Origin of the sequence: Chryseobacterium oryzae, from assembly GCF_022811665.1 — a bacterium.
Taxonomy (GTDB): domain Bacteria; phylum Bacteroidota; class Bacteroidia; order Flavobacteriales; family Weeksellaceae; genus Chryseobacterium; species Chryseobacterium oryzae.
Genome location: NZ_CP094529.1, coordinates 2,118,898 through 2,134,763, shown reverse-complemented (window position 1 = coordinate 2,134,763; position 15,866 = coordinate 2,118,898). Strand labels below are relative to the sequence as shown.

The following is a 15,866-nucleotide window of genomic DNA, read 5'->3' as shown; positions in this document are numbered from 1 at the left end:
ATATATGACACCTAAAAAGTTATGGACGTGGCTTGCAGCCGTTATTATTGGTTCCTTTGCTGTCCTTATTTTCTTCGGCGTGGAGATTTACAGGAAAATTCCGCCCGTTCCGGATAAAGTGGTAACCACCGATGGCAAAGTGGTGGCTACCGGACAAGACATCAAAGACGGACAGAATGTCTGGCAATCTATCGGAGGACAAACCGTTGGAAGCATCTGGGGACACGGTGCCTACATTGCACCGGACTGGAGTGCGGATTATCTCCATCGTGAATCTTTGCTTCTTCTGGAAGAACTAGCTAAAAAAGATGGGAAAGTCTATAAAGATTTACCCGATGACGAGCAGGCAAAATATCAGGTATTACTGAAAAAGGAACTTCGTAAAAATACGTTGGACGAAGCCAAAAATACAATTGTGATTTCTCCCGAAAGAGCAAAAGTACAGGCAGAATTGGCAGATTACTATGCTAAAATATTTATGAACGCTCCGGAAATGGCAAAACTAAGAGACCAGTACGCCATCCCGAAAAATACAGTAAAAACTCCGGAAAGAATGGCAAAAATGAATGCCTTTTTCTCCTGGGCAGCCTGGGTTTGCATTACGGATCGTCCCGGTGACGATGTAACGTACACCAACAACTGGCCACACGATGAGCTGATTGGCAACGTACCACCGCCATCGCTTCACCTTTGGTCTGGTTTCAGCGTGCTGATGTTGCTGGGATGTGTTGGTCTGCTGGTATTTTACCACGCCCGAAACAAGGAAGAGGAAATCAATTCAAGCGAGATGCTGCCATTGGAAGATCCGCTCAGAAATATGAAACCAACACCTTCTATGAGAGCGACTCTGAAATATATTTGGGTAGTGGCATTGCTGATTTTGGTTCAGATGCTTGCCGGCGTTATTACCGCCCATTATGGGGTAGAAGGCAGTGCTTTTTACGGCATTCCGTTGGATGAGGTTCTTCCGCAATCCATTTCCAGAAGCTGGCACGTGCAGTTGGCGATTTTCTGGATTGCAACTTCCTGGCTTGCCACAGGTTTATATATTGCACCAGCCGTTTCAGGTTACGAACCGAAATATCAGGTTTTAGGCGTCAATGTATTGTTCGGAGCGTTGCTGATTGTGGTTTTCGGTTCTTTGGCTGGACAATGGCTTGGTGTAATGCAGAAATTAGGTTATGTAGATAATTTCCTTTGGGGACATTCCGGCTACGAATATGTAGAGCTGGGCAGAATCTGGCAAATCCTTTTATTAGTTGGATTGATTCTTTGGTTAGTCTTGATGGTTCGCGCACTTCTTCCGGCACTCAAGAAAAAAGATGCCGACCGGCATTTGCTTTTACTTTTCACTCTTTCTGCGGTTGCAATTGCGATGTTTTACGGTGCAGGATTGATGTATGGCAGACAAACCCACATGGCAATTGCCGAATACTGGAGATGGTGGGTAGTGCATCTTTGGGTTGAAGGTTTTTTCGAGGTTTTTGCCACCGTGGTTGCCGCTTTCCTCTTTACAAGATTAGGATTATTAAGACTTAAATCTGCCACGCATGCAGTATTATTTTCTACAATTATTTTCCTTGCAGGTGGCATTTTGGGAACGTTCCATCACTTGTACTTCAGTGCGACGCCAACGGCTGTTCTGGCATTGGGTGCGACATTCAGCGCCTTGGAAATTGTTCCGTTGGTACTGATCGGTTTTGAAGCCTGGCAGAATTATCAAATAAGTAAATCAACCAAATGGATCAAAGCCTACAAATGGCCGATCTACTGTTTCGTTGCGATGTGTTTCTGGAACTTTTTAGGAGCAGGGATTTTCGGATTCGCCATTAATCCGCCGATTGCATTATACTACATTCAAGGGTTGAATACCACCGCTGTTCACGGTCACGCAGCACTTTTCGGAGTGTACGGGATTTTGGGAATCGGATTGATGATGTTTATGCTGAGAGGACTTTATCCCGACAGAGAATGGAATGACAAACTGATCGGTTGGGCATTCTGGCTCACCAACATCGGACTTTTGGTAATGGTAACAATCAGTTTATTGCCAATCGGCATTATGCAGTCGGTAGCTTCCATAAAAGAAGGCTATTGGTACGCCCGTTCTGCCGAATTTATGCAGACGGATATGATGAAAACCTTGAGATGGCTACGTGTTCCGGGGGATATTATGCTTGCGGTAGGCGAATTTTTATTAGTTATTTTCATTATAGGACTGAAAACCGGTTGGTCGCTAAAAGAGAAAAGATAAAATATGATTAAAAGCAGGAGCCGTCATCTTATTTTGGCGGTTCTTTTTCATTAATTTTAAAAATAAAAAATCATTAAAATTCAATCTATGAAAAGAAACGAAAATCTCGTACCCTTGTCCCGAGACCATCATTTTGGTTTGCTTTGTTGCTGGAAAATCCGTCAGGGCATCAAAAAAGAGGTTTCTTACGAACGAATCAAAAATTACATTAATTATTATTGGGAAAACAATCTTCATAACCATTTCAAGACTGAAGATGATGTGCTTCCGGAATTGTCGAACGAGGGTTTACAGAACCAAATTGAGAAAGAACATCGCGAAATTAGCCGTTTAATTGGAAGTATCAATCAATCAGATAACCAGCAGTTGCTATCAGATTTTGCTGATGCTTTATACAAACATATCCGTTTTGAGGAAAGAAGTGTTTTTCCTTATCTTGAAGAACATCTTTCCGATGAACAGATGGATACAATAGGTGTAGAATTAAGCAATCATCATCACAAAGAAGAAGATGACTATGTGGATGAGTTTTGGAAATGATCATCAATTTAAAAAAATAAATCAATGGAAATCATATTAAAAAGAGTGTACGAAGATGCTTCTCCCGAAGATGGTTACCGTGTTTTGGTAGACCGGATTTGGCCAAGAGGAATCTCAAAAGAAAAAGCCGCTTTGGATGAATGGGGCAAAGACCTTGCACCATCAACAGAGCTTCGGGAATGGTTTCATCACGATCCTTTACTTTGGGACGAGTTTTCCCGGAAATATAAAGAAGAGCTTTTGGAGCGAAATCCCGGAAAGCCTTTTTTAGAAAAAAATGGGCAACAGGAAAAAATAACGCTGGTTTATGCGGCAAAAGATGAAAAACATTGTCATCCTTTGGTTTTAAGGGATTATCTGGAACAATTGCTCAACAACAAATCAAAAAAATAACTTTAAAATTACATTAAAAACTTTAACTGAAATGAATCATACTTTAGGAGAATATCTTTACCTGGCAATGGGAGAGTGCAACGGGCACAAAGTGGTAATGGGAATTGGATATACCTACGAATATGCCGACAAAAAAGCAAAACAGTTTGAAAAAGCCAGTTCCGGAACTGTAAAATATTTGGACGTTTCAGTGGTGAAAACTGGTGATAAAACCAAATGCCGCACAATGGAAAGAATCGCAGATTAACTATGAAAAACTTTGGATTTTGGGTGAAACTCTGCCTTTTCAATTTCTTTATTGTGTCTATTGTGGGCGTAATGATGCGGTACGAAATGGCGTTTTCCCTTCCTTGGTTTTCTCATCAGTTTATGCAGGAATCGCATTCCCATTTTGCATTTTACGGTTGGGTAAGTGCTACGATTTATCTTTTTGTGACGAAATATCTCAGTGAAAATAAAAAAGAAATCAATCTCCAAAAATACCAATGGATGATGATTTTCAATCAGATAGGTTCTTATGGGATGCTGTTCAGTTTTTTGTATGGCGGTTATTTTTGGCTTTCCATCGTTTTTTCTTCTGTGGCATTGTTTACAGGTTTCGCTTATTTTGGATTTTTACTTTTCGATACCAAAAACAATAAAAATCCCGAAATGATCTGGCTGAAAGCCGGTGCTTTTTTTGCCACATTTTCTGCGGTAGGAATTTTTGGATTGGCTTATTTTTCATCGAGGAAAGAGGAGTTTGAAGTGCTTTTCCGAGCTTCTACTTATTTTTACCTGCATTACCAGTACAACGGATTCTTCTTGTTTTCGTGCATTGGTTTGTTTTTGATAACATTAAAAAAACACCAAATCAACATTTCGGAAAAATGGAATAAAACGATTTTTTATCTCCTGTCAATAGGCTGTTTCTTCGGATATGGACTTTCCATTTTATGGATAACAATGAGTGCTTATTGGCTCTTTTTCTTCGGTTTGATTGCCATTGTTCAGTTAGTTGGAGCGGTTTTATTTTTAAGGTGGATAAGAAAAATCGATTGGTTTCAGAATCAGAATTTTATGGGTAAATTACTTTTGTCTGTGGTTGGATTGGCTTTTTTGGGGAAATCCGTTCTTCAGAGTTTGTCGGTAATACCAGCTTTGGGTGTGTTTTTCTTCAATAATATAAATCTGATTATTGCCTATCTTCATTTGGTTTTGCTGATGGGAATTAGCATTTTCCTGATTTGGAAAATCGTAATGGTATCCAATATTAAAATCGATAAAATACTTAAAATAAGTATTCTAATGCTGGTGTTCGGAATTGTTTTGAATGAACTAATTTTAGGACTTTCAGGGATATTTTCTGTCTTTTATATTCCTTTTTTAAGTGCGAAATTTTGGCTGTTATTTGCTTCGTTGGTGATGATGATTTCCATTGTTACTTTGTTCAAAACATTGAAATTTAAATCATAAGAGTTCCGAAGTCCTTCAGTTCTTTAATTTTGTACTGAAACATCATGATGATTTTCTGTCTTATTTCAGCCGCTAAATGATGTATGGGACAAGGGTTTTGCGAATTGCACGTTTTCAGCCCTAAAAGACATGAAGTGAGAACTTCTTTTCCTTCAAAATTTTCATAAATATCCTGTATCGTCAACTTCTCAACTTGTTCTTCGGTCATAAAAAAGCCGCCTCCTTTTCCTTTTCCGGAAGAGATAAGTCCTTTTTTTGTAAGTTGCTGCAAAATTTTGGAAGTAAACGCTGCAGGTGTACCAATTTTTTCAGAAATAGCTTTTATTCCGGTTTTCTCATTCTCGTTGGCGAGAACAATGCAGGCTTTAATTGCGTATTGACAGGTGTTGGAAAAAATCAGCATTTACATTTTCTAGTATAACAAAGTTAAGTATTTGTGGTTAAATTACTCAGCAGTTATTTTGTAGGTTTTATGGCAGGAAACGCAGTTGTTGAGGAGTTGGTTCATTTTTTCCTGAATCTGTTGTCGGTCATAATTTTTTTGAGCCATTTTTGCCATAGCATCAAAAAGTTCGTGAGTATTGAAGCCCATTTCTTTAAACCCGAGAGGCAGGGAACGTATCATCCCTTGTGGAACTTCATTTATTTTGCAGGTTCCGGATTGTTTTTCCACTTTAGCAATAATTTGAGGATCATTTTTAGCAATACCTTCATTAATTTGCTGTACACTTTCCAAAAAACCTCGCATTTCTTTCATTATAAACTCGCGGTTTTCTTTAGGCATTTTTATTTCTGTTCTTCCATCTTTTGCAAGTTCAACTTTTTCGCCCTGATAAAAGAATTTGTAAATGAGGACTGCGTTTGAAACAAGGGAAATAATTAAAGCTACAATGGTGATTTTTTTATACATTTTGACTGTATTTGAAATTGAAAATGAATATTTTTTTATCGTAGCAAAGTTACTTCTTTAATCGGATAAAAATATCTTATTTAAAAAAAGAAACAGAGTTTTATGGGAAAAATCATGATGGAATTGTATTAAACATAAAATTTAGTGAACTTTGCAGGTTCATAATGCTAAATTCGTTATATGCAGTCATCTATTCTTAATTCAGAATTTACTTCTTCGCCGGAACTGGTAGAGAAACTTTACAAAAACGGTGTTGCAAAAACGTATCGTGAAGGTGATATTATTTTAGATGAAAATGCGTCCATCCGTTCTATTCCGATTGTGATGAACGGAATGCTGAAAGTCATCCGTACCGAAGAAGACGGCAGAGAAATTCTGTTGTATTACATTAAAGCGGGTGAAAGTTGCATTATGTCTTTTCTCGGCGGAATGCACAACGAAAAAAGCATTGTAAAAGCTGAAGTTGAGGAAGATACCGAAATTCTTTTTCTCCCCGTGGACAAAGTTTCTCTTTTCATCAAAGAATATCCGGAATGGCTGGATTATATCTTCAGGCTTTATCACAAGCGTTTTGAAGAATTGCTGGATATTATCAATGCTATTGCATTTAAAAAAGTGGACGAAAGATTACTGAATCTTCTCCATAAAAAATCCGAAATCCTTCATTCTACAACGATTTCCGTAACGCATGAGCAACTCGCCAACGAACTTGGAACTGCAAGAGTAGTCATTTCGAGATTGTTAAAACAATTGGAATACTCGGGAAAGCTGAAATTGGGAAGAAACAAAATTGAACTTTTAAGTACAATTTAGGCTTATGTAACAAAAGTAGCGGTACACCTTTTCCAGGATTTTCATCTTTGCAGCATAAAGTTGAGAAATGGAAATTTTCGGATATATTGCTTCAGTTTTTATAGGAATTTCATTGGGATTAATCGGCGGCGGCGGAAGTATTCTTACCGTTCCCGTTTTGGTGTATCTTTTTGGGTTGGATGCTTTTTTGGCAACAGAATACTCACTTTTCATTGTAGGAATAAGCAGTTTAGTAGGTTCTGTATCTTACTTTAAAAACGGTTTGGTTAATCTTAAAACAGCTTTGGTTTTTGGGATTCCTTCCATCATTTCTATTTTTCTTACCCGGAATTATATTTTACCGATGATTCCGAATAATGTTTTTACCATTAATAGTTTCGTTCTGACCAAAAATATTTTGCTATTACTGGTTTTTGCTGTTCTGATGATTTTGGCTTCCTATAAAATGATTGGCAAAAATTCTGAAAACATGGCTAATAACCCTGAATTTCAGAAAGATAATACCCTTTTGGCGGTGGGCGAAGGCTCCGTTGTCGGTATTCTGACAGGCTTGGTAGGTGCAGGAGGTGGCTTTATGATTATTCCGGCATTGGTTAATCTACTCAAAACACCTATGAAGATTGCCATTGGAACTTCTCTCGTCATTATTTCACTCAATTCGCTCATCGGATTTTTTGCATCAGCCAACAACTTGGCAATCGACTGGAAATTACTTTTAACAATCTCATCCATTGCTATTGTTGGGATTATTATCGGGTCACAATTATCAAAAAAAATTGATGGTAAAAAGTTGAAACCTGCATTCGGTTGGTTTATTTTGGTGATGGGAATTTATATCATTATAAAGGAAATCTTCTTATAAATGTTTTGGCTTCACCGAGCCACGAGAAATTCTCTGTTTTAGAAATGAGTTTCTTATGTAACAAAAGTGACTGTACAGAAAATCATAAACCCGGAAATTTGTATCAGATAAAATCAATTATAAAATTTAAATCATAAAAAAATGAAAATAGAACAGATTTATACAGGATGTCTTGCACAGGGCGCATATTATATCGTTTCTAATGGTGAGGCCGCAATTATTGACCCTTTAAGAGAAACGCAACCTTATCTCGAAAGATTGCAAAAAGACAATGTAAAGCTCAAATATATCTTTGAAACGCATTTTCACGCCGATTTTGTAAGCGGACATTTGGATTTAAGTATCAAAACCAATGCACCCATAGTTTACGGTCCCACTGCACAACCAGAATTCGAAGCTATTATTGCAGAAGACCATCAGGCTTTTTCGGTAGGTGATATCAAAATAAAAGTTCTGCACACGCCTGGTCACACTATGGAAAGTTCTTCTTTTCTCCTAATAGATGAAAATGGTGAAGAAAAAGCCCTATTTAGCGGAGATACATTGTTTTTGGGCGATGTGGGTCGTCCGGATTTGGCACAAAAAGCGGCAAACATGACTCAGGAGGAATTAGCAGGGTTGCTTTACGAGAGTTTATATAATAAAATTCTCCCTCTGGATGATGATATTACCGTATATCCAGCGCATGGATCCGGTTCTGCATGTGGTAAAAATATGCAGAAAGAAACGGTGGACTCTTTGGGAAATCAGAAAAAGACCAATTATGCACTGAATCAGAAAGATAAGGAAAGTTTTATCAAAGCAGTTACGGATGGCCTTTTACCGCCACCTGCTTATTTCGGGATGAATGTTGCAATGAACAAAAAAGGATACGATAGCTTCGATGAGGTTTTATCTAAAGGTTTACAGGCACTTTCTCCTGATGGGTTCGAAGAATTGGCAGAACATTCCGGAGCTCTGTTATTGGATGTGAGGGAAAATGGGGATTTCGCAAAAGGCTTTGTGCCACAATCCATCAATATTGGGCTGAATGGTGATTTTGCACCTTGGGTAGGCGCGTTGATGGTAGATGTAAAACAACCAATTCTTCTCATTACCAACAGAAATGAAGAGGAAGAAACGGTAACGAGACTGAGCAGAGTTGGTTTCGATAATGTTCTCGGATTTCTGCAAGGTGGTTTTGAGGCCTGGAAAAATAGTGGAAAAGAAATAGACTTAGTCAACAGAATTTCTGCGAAGCAATTTGAAGAAGAAATAAAAGGAAAGGAAGCAACAATTCTGGATGTGCGAAAAGAATCCGAATATAATGCAGAACATGTTCAGGAGGCTTTCAACAGACCTTTGGCTTATATTAATGATTGGATAAATACGATAAATCCTGCTGAGCATTTTTACCTTCACTGTGCGGGAGGTTACAGGAGTATGATGGCTGCAAGCATTCTTCAGGCAAGAGGTTACAGAAATTTTTCCGAAATTGAGGGCGGTTTCAATGCCATTGCAGAAACTGATATTCCTAAAAGTGATTTTGTTTGTCAAACCAAAATTTTAAATATTTAATAAAACATCAATGTTAGAAATTATAAAAGAACCCTGGCCGTGGTATGTTGCAGGCCCTTTAATTGGTCTTACTGTGCCTGCTTTGCTTATTTTGGGTAACAAATCATTTGGGATTAGCTCATCGCTCAGGCATATTTGTGCAGCGTGTGTCCCTGCCAATATTGGCTTTTTCAAATACGACTGGAAAAAGGAACTTTGGAATCTTTTTTTTGTTTTCGGAATTTTTTTAGGCGGAATTATTTCTTCCCATTTCTTAATAAATCCCGGAGAAATGTCCGTAAATTCTGCACTTAAAACAGAACTTGCAACTTACGGAATTACAGATTACAGCAATCTTGTTCCTGTTCAATTAATGAATTTTGCAAGTCTATTAACATTAAGAGGTTTCATAATGATGGTGGTCGGTGGATTTTTAGTTGGTTTCGGAACCCGTTATGCGGGCGGGTGTACCAGCGGACATGCTATTATGGGGTTGTCTAATCTGCAGTGGCCGTCTTTGGTGGCAACAGTTTGTTTTATGGTAGGTGGCTTTTTCATGGCGAATGTAATTCTGCCCATTATTCTTTCACTTTAATTTTAAAATCTATGGAAAAAGAAAAAGATATCCGTCATCAGGACAGTGTTTGTACCAACGAAAGCCATCTGAAGCACCAATGGTATCACAATCTGAAATATCTTTTATTGGGCATTTTATTCGGGATTGTATTTGTAAAAGCAGAAGTTATCAGTTGGTTCAGGATTCAGGAAATGTTCCGCTTGCAGTCTTTTCACATGTACGGTGTTATTGGAAGTGCTGTTGTTACGGGAATGCTATCGGTTTTCATCATCAAAAAATTCAATATCAAAACTATCTACGGAGAGAAAATCTCTATAGCTCCGAAAACGTTTAACAAAGGTCAAATTTACGGCGGACTTATTTTTGGATTTGGCTGGGCAATTACCGGAGCTTGTCCGGGGCCACTTTTTGCACAAATAGGAACAGGAGCTTTGGTTATAACGGTTACCTTAATAAGTGCTGTTTTCGGAACATGGGTTTATGGATATTTCCGGGAAAAATTACCGCATTGATGTGTAGATAAAGTAAATTTAATCGAAAAAAAGAATGCAGAGTCAACTTTAAAAACTGAAATTTGTATTTTAGTTCATATTTTAGAAAAGATATAATAAAAACTCTATATTCATTCTTTTTGGAGAAATTTTTGATTCATAGAATGCAATAAATGAACATTTTATAAAGTTAAAATTTCAATTTACACTCGAAACGGAAAATAAATTAAAAAATAATACAATGAATAAATTTCAGGAACTTATTAATCAGGATAAACCTGTTTTGGTAGATTTTTTTGCAGAATGGTGCGGTCCATGCAAAATGCAGGCTCCTATTCTTCAGGATTTGAAAAAGAAAATTGGTGATGATGCAAGTATTGTGAAGATTGATGTTGATAAAAATCAGGCAGTTGCTGCACAATTCGGAATTCGAAGTGTTCCTACTTTGATGATTTTTAAAAACGGAGAAGTAAAATGGAAGCAGTCCGGTGTTTTTCAAGCAGAAGAACTGGAAAAACTCATTAAACAAAACAGCTAAAAATGTCGAGAAAAAATATAATCACAATTCTGTTTGTTATTGCATTTTTTGGGGTCGGAAATGCACAAAATACCAATGAAAACAGTCTTTCCGTTGCTGTTTTTTCTAAAAAGCTGGAACAGACCAAAGATGCACAGTTAGTAGATGTGAGAACGCCCGGAGAATTCCAGAACGGGCATCTGAAAAATGCAATGAATATCGACTGGAATGCAGATGATTTTACGGATAAAGTAAAAACTCTTAATAAAGAAAAACCTGTTTTTGTTTATTGCATGAGCGGTCCAAGAAGTACCGCTGCAGCTGCCAAATTGAAAGAAATGGGTTTTAAAAATGTTTATGATTTGCAAGGTGGAATGATGAAATGGAGGAGTGCCAATCTTTCTGAAATTAAAAAGTCTACTTCCAAAGGAATAAGTTTAGTTCAATTTAATGAAATGATTAAAAATGATCTTCCTGTTTTGGTAGATTTCTATGCAGAATGGTGTGCTCCGTGCAAAAAAATGGAACCTTATTTAAATAAAATGTCTGCTGAAATGCCGGATAAAGTAAAAATTGTAAGAATTAATGCAGACGAAAATACCGAGATATGCAAAGAATTGGGTGTTTCTGCACTTCCGGTTCTTAAATTATATAAAAACAATCAGTTGGTTTGGGATAATCTTGGTTTTGTGACAGAAGAACAGGTGAAAAAGCAAATCTCAGAAATCAAACGTTAAAATTTTGGAAAAGTTTAAACTTTGGCTTAAAAAAAATTGGAGTACAGTATTTCTTTTTTCATTATTTGTAGTATTACTGGTGAATAAAGATGCAAAAGCATGGACGATGCGACAAATTGTTTCAACCGGAATATTCAATCCGAAAATTGAAGAACAAAACGAAACGAGTACTGAAAAGATAGAAGAAAAATCAGAAAATTTAATCGTTAAATATGAAAATGATGAAATTATTCAGACTTCTGATCTTAAAGGAAAGGTAGTTTTCATCAATTTCTGGGCATCGTGGTGTCCTCCGTGTCGTGCCGAATTTCCTTCAGTTCAAAAGTTTTACAATGAGTATAAGAACCATAAATATCTGGTTTTCCTAACGGTAAATTTGGATGATGATCCGAGTGCCGGGAAAATGTATCTTAGAAAAGAAAATTTCAGCATCCCGTTTTTAACTCCGAGTGGTTCTATTTCAGAAAAATATTTCAATGGATCTCTTCCAACTACTGTAATCTTAGATAAATCAGGAAAAATCAGAATGCAGCATAATGGAATGGCAGATTACAGTAAAAATTCATTTTATGAAGAAATTAATCGTCTTTTGAATGAGTAATTTCAATATAAATTTCCAGAAAACAGAGAATCATTAGATTTTCTGTTTTTTTTGGATTGTATTTTAGTAGAAAATATTACCAAAATTAGTCTTCGGTAGCAATTTTTTCACGTTCGCTGCTTTCTTTTTTTCCTTCCAGAATCATTTCTTCAGCTTCTGCTTTTTCTTGAAAATCTGCAGTTTCAATTTGAGATTCCTGTTCATCATTTTTATGATCGATAAAAAATTCACAAAAAACAGGGAGGTGATCAGAACCAAAATTGTCTAATGTTTTCAGGTCTTCGATAAAAATTTCTTCACTGTGAAACATTAAATCTATAGGAAATCTGAACAGTCTATATTTGGCATGAAATGTAGAAACCAAAGCACGACCAATTCTGGGATCAATCAGCTCACTTGTTTTTCTGAATAATATAGAAGATTTAGACCATGCTACATTGTTGAAATCTCCCACTACAATCACGGGTTTTTCTATTTGGCGCACCCTTTTTGCAGTGGATAACAAATCGCCGTCTCTTTCCTTAGAAGTTTCTTCTTCAGTAGGACTTGGCGGCGGCGGATGAACTCCAAAAAATACAAATTTGTACCCGTCATCAGTTTTCAAATGGGCTTCAATGGTTGGGATATCATCGGCAACGAAAAAATGAGTTGTAGATTGTTCAATTTTTATTTTAGAATAAAAGTGCATTCCATACGTGTTTTCCAGCGTTACTTTATGGTGAAAAGGATAATCTTTTTCTAATACCGTTAAGGCATTTTCCCAACTCCCATTGCTTTCCATCGTGAGAAACATTTCTGGTTTACAATCGTTAATTAAGTGGATAAAACGTTGATAATCTTTGTTGAACTGATAAACGTTAGCAGATATAAAATGAATTTTTTCTGAAGAATTTTTACCGGGTTTATGCTTATTAATCTTATACAGCGGTGTATATTTAATAAGAATTAGAGAGTGATAAATTAATAAAAACAGTAAAAATGCCTGATAATACCAAAAATGAGGAATTTTATCTTGAATAAGGAATGCCGAAAAAAAAACAAATGCAGCAATAATGGTTACCTGAATTTTTCCGAAATCTGGCACCCTGAAAATCCAATGCTGACTTGGGATTTTTGGAAGTACAGAAAATAAAAACAATAAAAGTACAAGTATATAATAAGCAGTCTGCATATTTTTTTATAAAGCGATAAAAATAGGTTTTTCTCCGCAATATTGTGTTGGTGAGATTTAAAATTTTGAAAACTTTTTTACATTTTAAGTTTCATTTAAATCAAGTAATTATAAACCGGAATTTTGTCTTTTTGAAGATTAATGTATAGTTTTGAAAAACCTATAAAAATAGAAATGAAAATTCATCATATTGCAATTATATGCTCAGATTACGAAATATCTAAAAGATTTTATACAGAAGTTTTGGGCTTGAAAATCCTCCGTGAAGTGTATCGCCAAGAAAGACAGTCATATAAATTAGATCTTGGAATAGGAGAGGACTATGTTATTGAACTTTTTTCTTTTCCCAACCCTCCAAAACGTTCATCAAAACCAGAAGTATGTGGCTTAAGGCATTTGGCGTTTTCTGTGGAAAATGTTAATGAAAAACGCGAAGAATTAATTCGAAAAGGATTACGCTGTGAAGAAATCCGCATCGATGAGTTTACCGGAAAAGAATTTTTCTTTACCCAAGATCCGGATTATTTACCGCTTGAATTTTATGAGAATTAAATCAGTTACCGTTATCAATCATCAATCATCGATCATCAATCATTAATTATTATTAATGGGCATAACCCGTAAAGAAACTAATCGCCATAATTGCCAAAACAATTGTAGATATCACTACATATACGTAGTCTTTTTCTTTCATGTAGCCGATTAATGCGAAAATAATTCTCATTAAAGGGGTGAAAATAAGCATCAGAATTCCCAACTGAATAATTGCCATACCATCACCTTTCATGAGTGTTTCCCAAAAATGGCTCCATACTTTTTCCGAAGAATTTCCCATTTCCAGCAAGGTATATTTTCTTGGCATTTTAAAACCTTCAGTAAAAAGCTTTATAAAGCCAATGATGGAAGTACTTACCGAAAGAATAACTCCTAAACGAAGAAGATTTCCGACAGAACGGTTGAGGTCTAGGTCTGTAAAATCTTTTCTCATGAGAAATTGCTTCTTATACCGTTATACATCATGTAAATTGAAAGAATAGTGATTACTATTGCAAAAAAGGTTTTCAGTTTTTTGGTTTTAGATACCATTAAGGTTTTAGATCCTATAAAACTTCCTACTACAACACCAACCAAAACAGGAGCAACAATTACCGGAATAATTTCGCCTCTCTGGAAGTAAATAAGCGAACTTGCAACTGCTGTTACACCAATCATAAAATTACTTGTGGTAGTAGAAACTTTAAAAGGAAGTCTCATCATATTATCCATTGCCAAAACCTTCAAAGCTCCGGAACCTATTCCTAAAAGTCCGGACATGGCTCCTGCAAACATCATCATAAAAAATCCAGGGATGGTATTTCTTGCTGCATAACTTTTAATTACGCCTTTGTCTGGGAAAGTGCCGTACAGTTTCAGCTTATCTTCAAGGCTCCCTTTAATAAGAGGTTCCTGATGATCGGGTTTTCCTTTTAAATTTAAGATTACCGTTAACAGAAGAATACTGGCGAAAATAATTCCAATGGTATTAGGATTCAGCATTCCGGAAACCAAAGCTCCTGCAATGGCTCCTGCAGTAGTAGCGATTTCCAAAAACATTCCTATCCGCATATTGGTAAAACCTTCTTTTACAAATGCAACGGCAGCTCCCGAAGAAGTTCCGATAACCGAAATAAGGGATGCGCCAATGGCATAATGCATAGGAACGCCAAAACCAAGCGTTAATAATGGAATAATAATAACCCCACCTCCTAAACCGGTGAGCGAACCTAAAAGACCTGCTGAAATAGCGCCCAGAAAAAGTATGATGATCTCCGACATGTTACAAATATAAAACTCTTGAGGTTTTCCGACAAACAAAACATAACAGAAACATCATTTTTAATTTTTTTTTAAATAACTAAAATAGAATCTAAATGTATGCATCAACTTAACCTGAGTTCGGGATAAGGATTTATAAAACGCAAAGCTAAACAAAAGATTAAAATTTTTGATTTACATATGTTTAAGATAAACCAAGGCGTATAACTTAGCAAAGTAACACAAAACATTGTGTTATTTTGCTAAACAAAGTGCCTTTGTATAGCTTAAAAGCATTTCAAAAAATAAATTTCTCTTTGCGATAAAATAATTAATATCTGAATATCAGAACTATTTAAAATATTTCTTATCCCGAACTCACGTTAACTTAGTATTTAAAATTCAAACAACTTTCTTTCAAAGGTTGTATTTCTTTAAGGATTAAAAAAATACTAAAATAAAGGTTAAAAAAGTTATTTCAATTATTTCTGAAAAACAAAATTTAATATTCACTACAGATTTTGAGATGTAATTTAAAAGCTGCTCCTAAACTCATGGAAAAAATAAATTTGATGTATTTTTGTACCATGAAGACAGGGTTAAAACTTTTTTATGTCATTTTGGGAGCGACTCCTAAAGGTAGAAATATTGAGCAGCACGATGTTTTTTTCGGCATTGCCCAAAGCCTGAAAGAACTGGTTCCGGATATGAAAGAATTTTGGAAAGAAGCCGATGGTAAAATCCATATCGACTGTTATCAGGAAGCTCTTTTTGCAGATGGTTTTGAAGTTGAAATTGTAGAAAGAACGGAACAGGTTTCAGAAAATAAACTGTACTTCATTAATTTAGGAGGATATAAAAAGGGTTTTTTTGAAGAATTTCACGAGCAACATTTAATGGTTGGAAATTCTATGGCAGAAATTGTTAAAAAGGCAAAAAGTACCCATTTTTACAAAACGATGGGGTTTGAAGGTGCAGTAAGTCATATAGACGATAAACATGGAGTGGATATTGATGATATTTTTAATGTTCATGATATACTTCCTCAAAAAATGAAAGAAAAATATTCGATTGTGTTAAAAAAATCTACAAGCAATAATCAGTTAAATCCTACAGAAACCGGGTATTTGAAAATTGATAAAATATAAAATCATTTTTTATTCGGAATTTACAGGATAATCTCTTTATTAACGAAATAAATCTAACAAAAAATAA

20 protein-coding genes are annotated in these 15,866 nt (G+C 35.9%); 15 read left to right on the top strand and 5 right to left on the bottom strand.

The features are described 5' to 3' along the window. Positions 1-4 precede the first annotated feature (4 nt). The 5 genes from MTP08_RS09780 to MTP08_RS09760 all read left to right on the top strand — a co-directional run bounded on the left by MTP08_RS09780 (position 5) and on the right by MTP08_RS09760 (position 4,642). Positions 5-2,254, top strand: coding sequence for a nitric-oxide reductase large subunit (locus tag MTP08_RS09780; RefSeq protein ID WP_243575861.1), 2,250 nt, complete (start codon positions 5-7; stop codon positions 2,252-2,254). 87 nt (positions 2,255-2,341) lie between these two features. Continuing rightward, positions 2,342-2,794: a hemerythrin domain-containing protein gene (locus MTP08_RS09775; RefSeq protein WP_243575860.1), complete on the top strand. Its 453-nt coding sequence runs from the start codon at positions 2,342-2,344 to the stop codon at positions 2,792-2,794. 24 nt (positions 2,795-2,818) lie between these two features. Next, positions 2,819-3,187, top strand: coding sequence for a DUF488 domain-containing protein (locus MTP08_RS09770; protein WP_243575859.1), 369 nt, complete (start codon positions 2,819-2,821; stop codon positions 3,185-3,187). A 31-nt stretch (positions 3,188-3,218) separates the two neighbouring features. Beyond that, entirely contained in the window at positions 3,219-3,434 is a 216-nt protein-coding gene (locus tag MTP08_RS09765; protein WP_243575858.1) for a hypothetical protein, read from the top strand. A 2-nt stretch (positions 3,435-3,436) separates the two neighbouring features. After that, the gene (locus MTP08_RS09760) at positions 3,437-4,642 is read left to right on the top strand and encodes a hypothetical protein (protein ID WP_243575857.1); all 1,206 of its coding nucleotides are present in this window, start codon (positions 3,437-3,439) and stop codon (positions 4,640-4,642) included. Here MTP08_RS09760 and MTP08_RS09755 read toward each other — a convergent pair. Further along, positions 4,632-5,045 (bottom strand): RrF2 family transcriptional regulator, encoded by a 414-nt coding sequence (locus MTP08_RS09755; protein WP_243575856.1) that lies wholly within the window; start codon positions 5,043-5,045, stop codon positions 4,632-4,634. The genes MTP08_RS09760 and MTP08_RS09755 overlap by 11 nt on opposite strands. Before the next feature lie 42 nt (positions 5,046-5,087). Further along, positions 5,088-5,552: a hypothetical protein gene (locus tag MTP08_RS09750; RefSeq protein ID WP_243575855.1), complete on the bottom strand. Its 465-nt coding sequence runs from the start codon at positions 5,550-5,552 to the stop codon at positions 5,088-5,090. A gap of 180 nt (positions 5,553-5,732) precedes the next feature. On the opposite strand from MTP08_RS09750, the gene MTP08_RS09745 reads away from it, so the two are divergent. The 8 genes from MTP08_RS09745 (at position 5,733) to MTP08_RS09710 (ending at position 11,686) form a co-directional block, all read left to right on the top strand. Then, complete coding sequence (locus tag MTP08_RS09745) at positions 5,733-6,365, top strand: Crp/Fnr family transcriptional regulator (RefSeq protein ID WP_243575854.1); 633 nt, start codon at positions 5,733-5,735, stop codon at positions 6,363-6,365. A gap of 67 nt (positions 6,366-6,432) precedes the next feature. Further along, positions 6,433-7,227, top strand: coding sequence for a sulfite exporter TauE/SafE family protein (locus MTP08_RS09740; RefSeq protein ID WP_243575853.1), 795 nt, complete (start codon positions 6,433-6,435; stop codon positions 7,225-7,227). Positions 7,228-7,368: 141 nt separating this feature from the next. Continuing rightward, complete coding sequence (locus MTP08_RS09735; protein WP_243575852.1) at positions 7,369-8,784, top strand: MBL fold metallo-hydrolase; 1,416 nt, start codon at positions 7,369-7,371, stop codon at positions 8,782-8,784. A 10-nt stretch (positions 8,785-8,794) separates the two neighbouring features. Further along, on the top strand, positions 8,795-9,358 hold the full coding sequence (locus tag MTP08_RS09730; RefSeq protein ID WP_243575851.1) for a YeeE/YedE family protein: 564 nt from the start codon (positions 8,795-8,797) through the stop codon (positions 9,356-9,358). 11 nt (positions 9,359-9,369) lie between these two features. After that, complete coding sequence (locus tag MTP08_RS09725) at positions 9,370-9,852, top strand: DUF6691 family protein (protein WP_243575850.1); 483 nt, start codon at positions 9,370-9,372, stop codon at positions 9,850-9,852. Between the two features lie 220 nt (positions 9,853-10,072). Next, the gene (gene trxA, locus MTP08_RS09720) at positions 10,073-10,369 is read left to right on the top strand and encodes a thioredoxin (protein WP_209388982.1); all 297 of its coding nucleotides are present in this window, start codon (positions 10,073-10,075) and stop codon (positions 10,367-10,369) included. 2 nt (positions 10,370-10,371) lie between these two features. Further along, a complete protein-coding gene (locus tag MTP08_RS09715; protein ID WP_243575848.1) occupies positions 10,372-11,085 on the top strand; it encodes a thioredoxin domain-containing protein in 714 nt (237 codons plus the stop codon). Positions 11,086-11,089: 4 nt separating this feature from the next. Further along, complete coding sequence (locus MTP08_RS09710) at positions 11,090-11,686, top strand: TlpA family protein disulfide reductase (protein WP_243575846.1); 597 nt, start codon at positions 11,090-11,092, stop codon at positions 11,684-11,686. A gap of 85 nt (positions 11,687-11,771) precedes the next feature. Here the strand turns inward: MTP08_RS09710 and MTP08_RS09705 are convergent, their stop codons facing one another. Continuing rightward, positions 11,772-12,857 carry an endonuclease/exonuclease/phosphatase family protein gene (locus MTP08_RS09705; RefSeq protein WP_243575845.1) on the bottom strand — a complete coding sequence of 362 codons (1,086 nt, stop codon included), beginning with the start codon at positions 12,855-12,857 and terminating at the stop codon, positions 11,772-11,774. Positions 12,858-13,031: 174 nt separating this feature from the next. Between MTP08_RS09705 and gloA2 the strand changes: the two genes are divergently transcribed. Then, a complete protein-coding gene (gloA2, locus tag MTP08_RS09700) occupies positions 13,032-13,409 on the top strand; it encodes an SMU1112c/YaeR family gloxylase I-like metalloprotein (RefSeq protein WP_243575844.1) in 378 nt (125 codons plus the stop codon). A gap of 52 nt (positions 13,410-13,461) precedes the next feature. Here gloA2 and MTP08_RS09695 read toward each other — a convergent pair whose 3' ends face one another. Both MTP08_RS09695 and MTP08_RS09690 read right to left on the bottom strand, forming a co-directional pair. Then, the gene (locus tag MTP08_RS09695) at positions 13,462-13,845 is read right to left on the bottom strand and encodes a DUF1634 domain-containing protein (RefSeq protein ID WP_243575843.1); all 384 of its coding nucleotides are present in this window, start codon (positions 13,843-13,845) and stop codon (positions 13,462-13,464) included. Beyond that, positions 13,842-14,672: a sulfite exporter TauE/SafE family protein gene (locus MTP08_RS09690; protein WP_209388988.1), complete on the bottom strand. Its 831-nt coding sequence runs from the start codon at positions 14,670-14,672 to the stop codon at positions 13,842-13,844. The genes MTP08_RS09695 and MTP08_RS09690 overlap by 4 nt, the downstream gene beginning before the upstream one ends. Before the next feature lie 533 nt (positions 14,673-15,205). Here MTP08_RS09690 and MTP08_RS09685 point away from each other — a divergent pair. Next, on the top strand, positions 15,206-15,799 hold the full coding sequence (locus tag MTP08_RS09685; RefSeq protein ID WP_243575841.1) for a DUF1543 domain-containing protein: 594 nt from the start codon (positions 15,206-15,208) through the stop codon (positions 15,797-15,799). The last annotated feature ends 67 nt before the right edge of the window (positions 15,800-15,866 follow it).

What these genes read in the sequence shown, in the direction of transcription:
- MTP08_RS09780 (WP_243575861.1), top strand. Translation starts at nt 5, where the DNA reads ATGACACCTAAAAAGTTATGGACGTGGCTTGCAGCCGTTATTATTGGT.
- MTP08_RS09740 (WP_243575853.1), top strand. Translation starts at nt 6,433, where the DNA reads ATGGAAATTTTCGGATATATTGCTTCAGTTTTTATAGGAATTTCATTG.
- MTP08_RS09730 (WP_243575851.1), top strand. Translation starts at nt 8,795, where the DNA reads ATGTTAGAAATTATAAAAGAACCCTGGCCGTGGTATGTTGCAGGCCCT.
- MTP08_RS09735 (WP_243575852.1), top strand. Translation starts at nt 7,369, where the DNA reads ATGAAAATAGAACAGATTTATACAGGATGTCTTGCACAGGGCGCATAT.
- MTP08_RS09695 (WP_243575843.1), bottom strand. Translation starts at nt 13,845, where the DNA reads ATGAGAAAAGATTTTACAGACCTAGACCTCAACCGTTCTGTCGGAAAT.
- gloA2 (WP_243575844.1), top strand. Translation starts at nt 13,032, where the DNA reads ATGAAAATTCATCATATTGCAATTATATGCTCAGATTACGAAATATCT.
- MTP08_RS09770 (WP_243575859.1), top strand. Translation starts at nt 2,819, where the DNA reads ATGGAAATCATATTAAAAAGAGTGTACGAAGATGCTTCTCCCGAAGAT.
- MTP08_RS09775 (WP_243575860.1), top strand. Translation starts at nt 2,342, where the DNA reads ATGAAAAGAAACGAAAATCTCGTACCCTTGTCCCGAGACCATCATTTT.
- MTP08_RS09750 (WP_243575855.1), bottom strand. Translation starts at nt 5,552, where the DNA reads ATGTATAAAAAAATCACCATTGTAGCTTTAATTATTTCCCTTGTTTCA.
- trxA (WP_209388982.1), top strand. Translation starts at nt 10,073, where the DNA reads ATGAATAAATTTCAGGAACTTATTAATCAGGATAAACCTGTTTTGGTA.
- MTP08_RS09745 (WP_243575854.1), top strand. Translation starts at nt 5,733, where the DNA reads ATGCAGTCATCTATTCTTAATTCAGAATTTACTTCTTCGCCGGAACTG.
- MTP08_RS09705 (WP_243575845.1), bottom strand. Translation starts at nt 12,857, where the DNA reads ATGCAGACTGCTTATTATATACTTGTACTTTTATTGTTTTTATTTTCT.
- MTP08_RS09755 (WP_243575856.1), bottom strand. Translation starts at nt 5,045, where the DNA reads ATGCTGATTTTTTCCAACACCTGTCAATACGCAATTAAAGCCTGCATT.
- MTP08_RS09690 (WP_209388988.1), bottom strand. Translation starts at nt 14,672, where the DNA reads ATGTCGGAGATCATCATACTTTTTCTGGGCGCTATTTCAGCAGGTCTT.
- MTP08_RS09725 (WP_243575850.1), top strand. Translation starts at nt 9,370, where the DNA reads ATGGAAAAAGAAAAAGATATCCGTCATCAGGACAGTGTTTGTACCAAC.
- MTP08_RS09760 (WP_243575857.1), top strand. Translation starts at nt 3,437, where the DNA reads ATGAAAAACTTTGGATTTTGGGTGAAACTCTGCCTTTTCAATTTCTTT.
- MTP08_RS09715 (WP_243575848.1), top strand. Translation starts at nt 10,372, where the DNA reads ATGTCGAGAAAAAATATAATCACAATTCTGTTTGTTATTGCATTTTTT.
- MTP08_RS09685 (WP_243575841.1), top strand. Translation starts at nt 15,206, where the DNA reads ATGGAAAAAATAAATTTGATGTATTTTTGTACCATGAAGACAGGGTTA.
- MTP08_RS09765 (WP_243575858.1), top strand. Translation starts at nt 3,219, where the DNA reads ATGAATCATACTTTAGGAGAATATCTTTACCTGGCAATGGGAGAGTGC.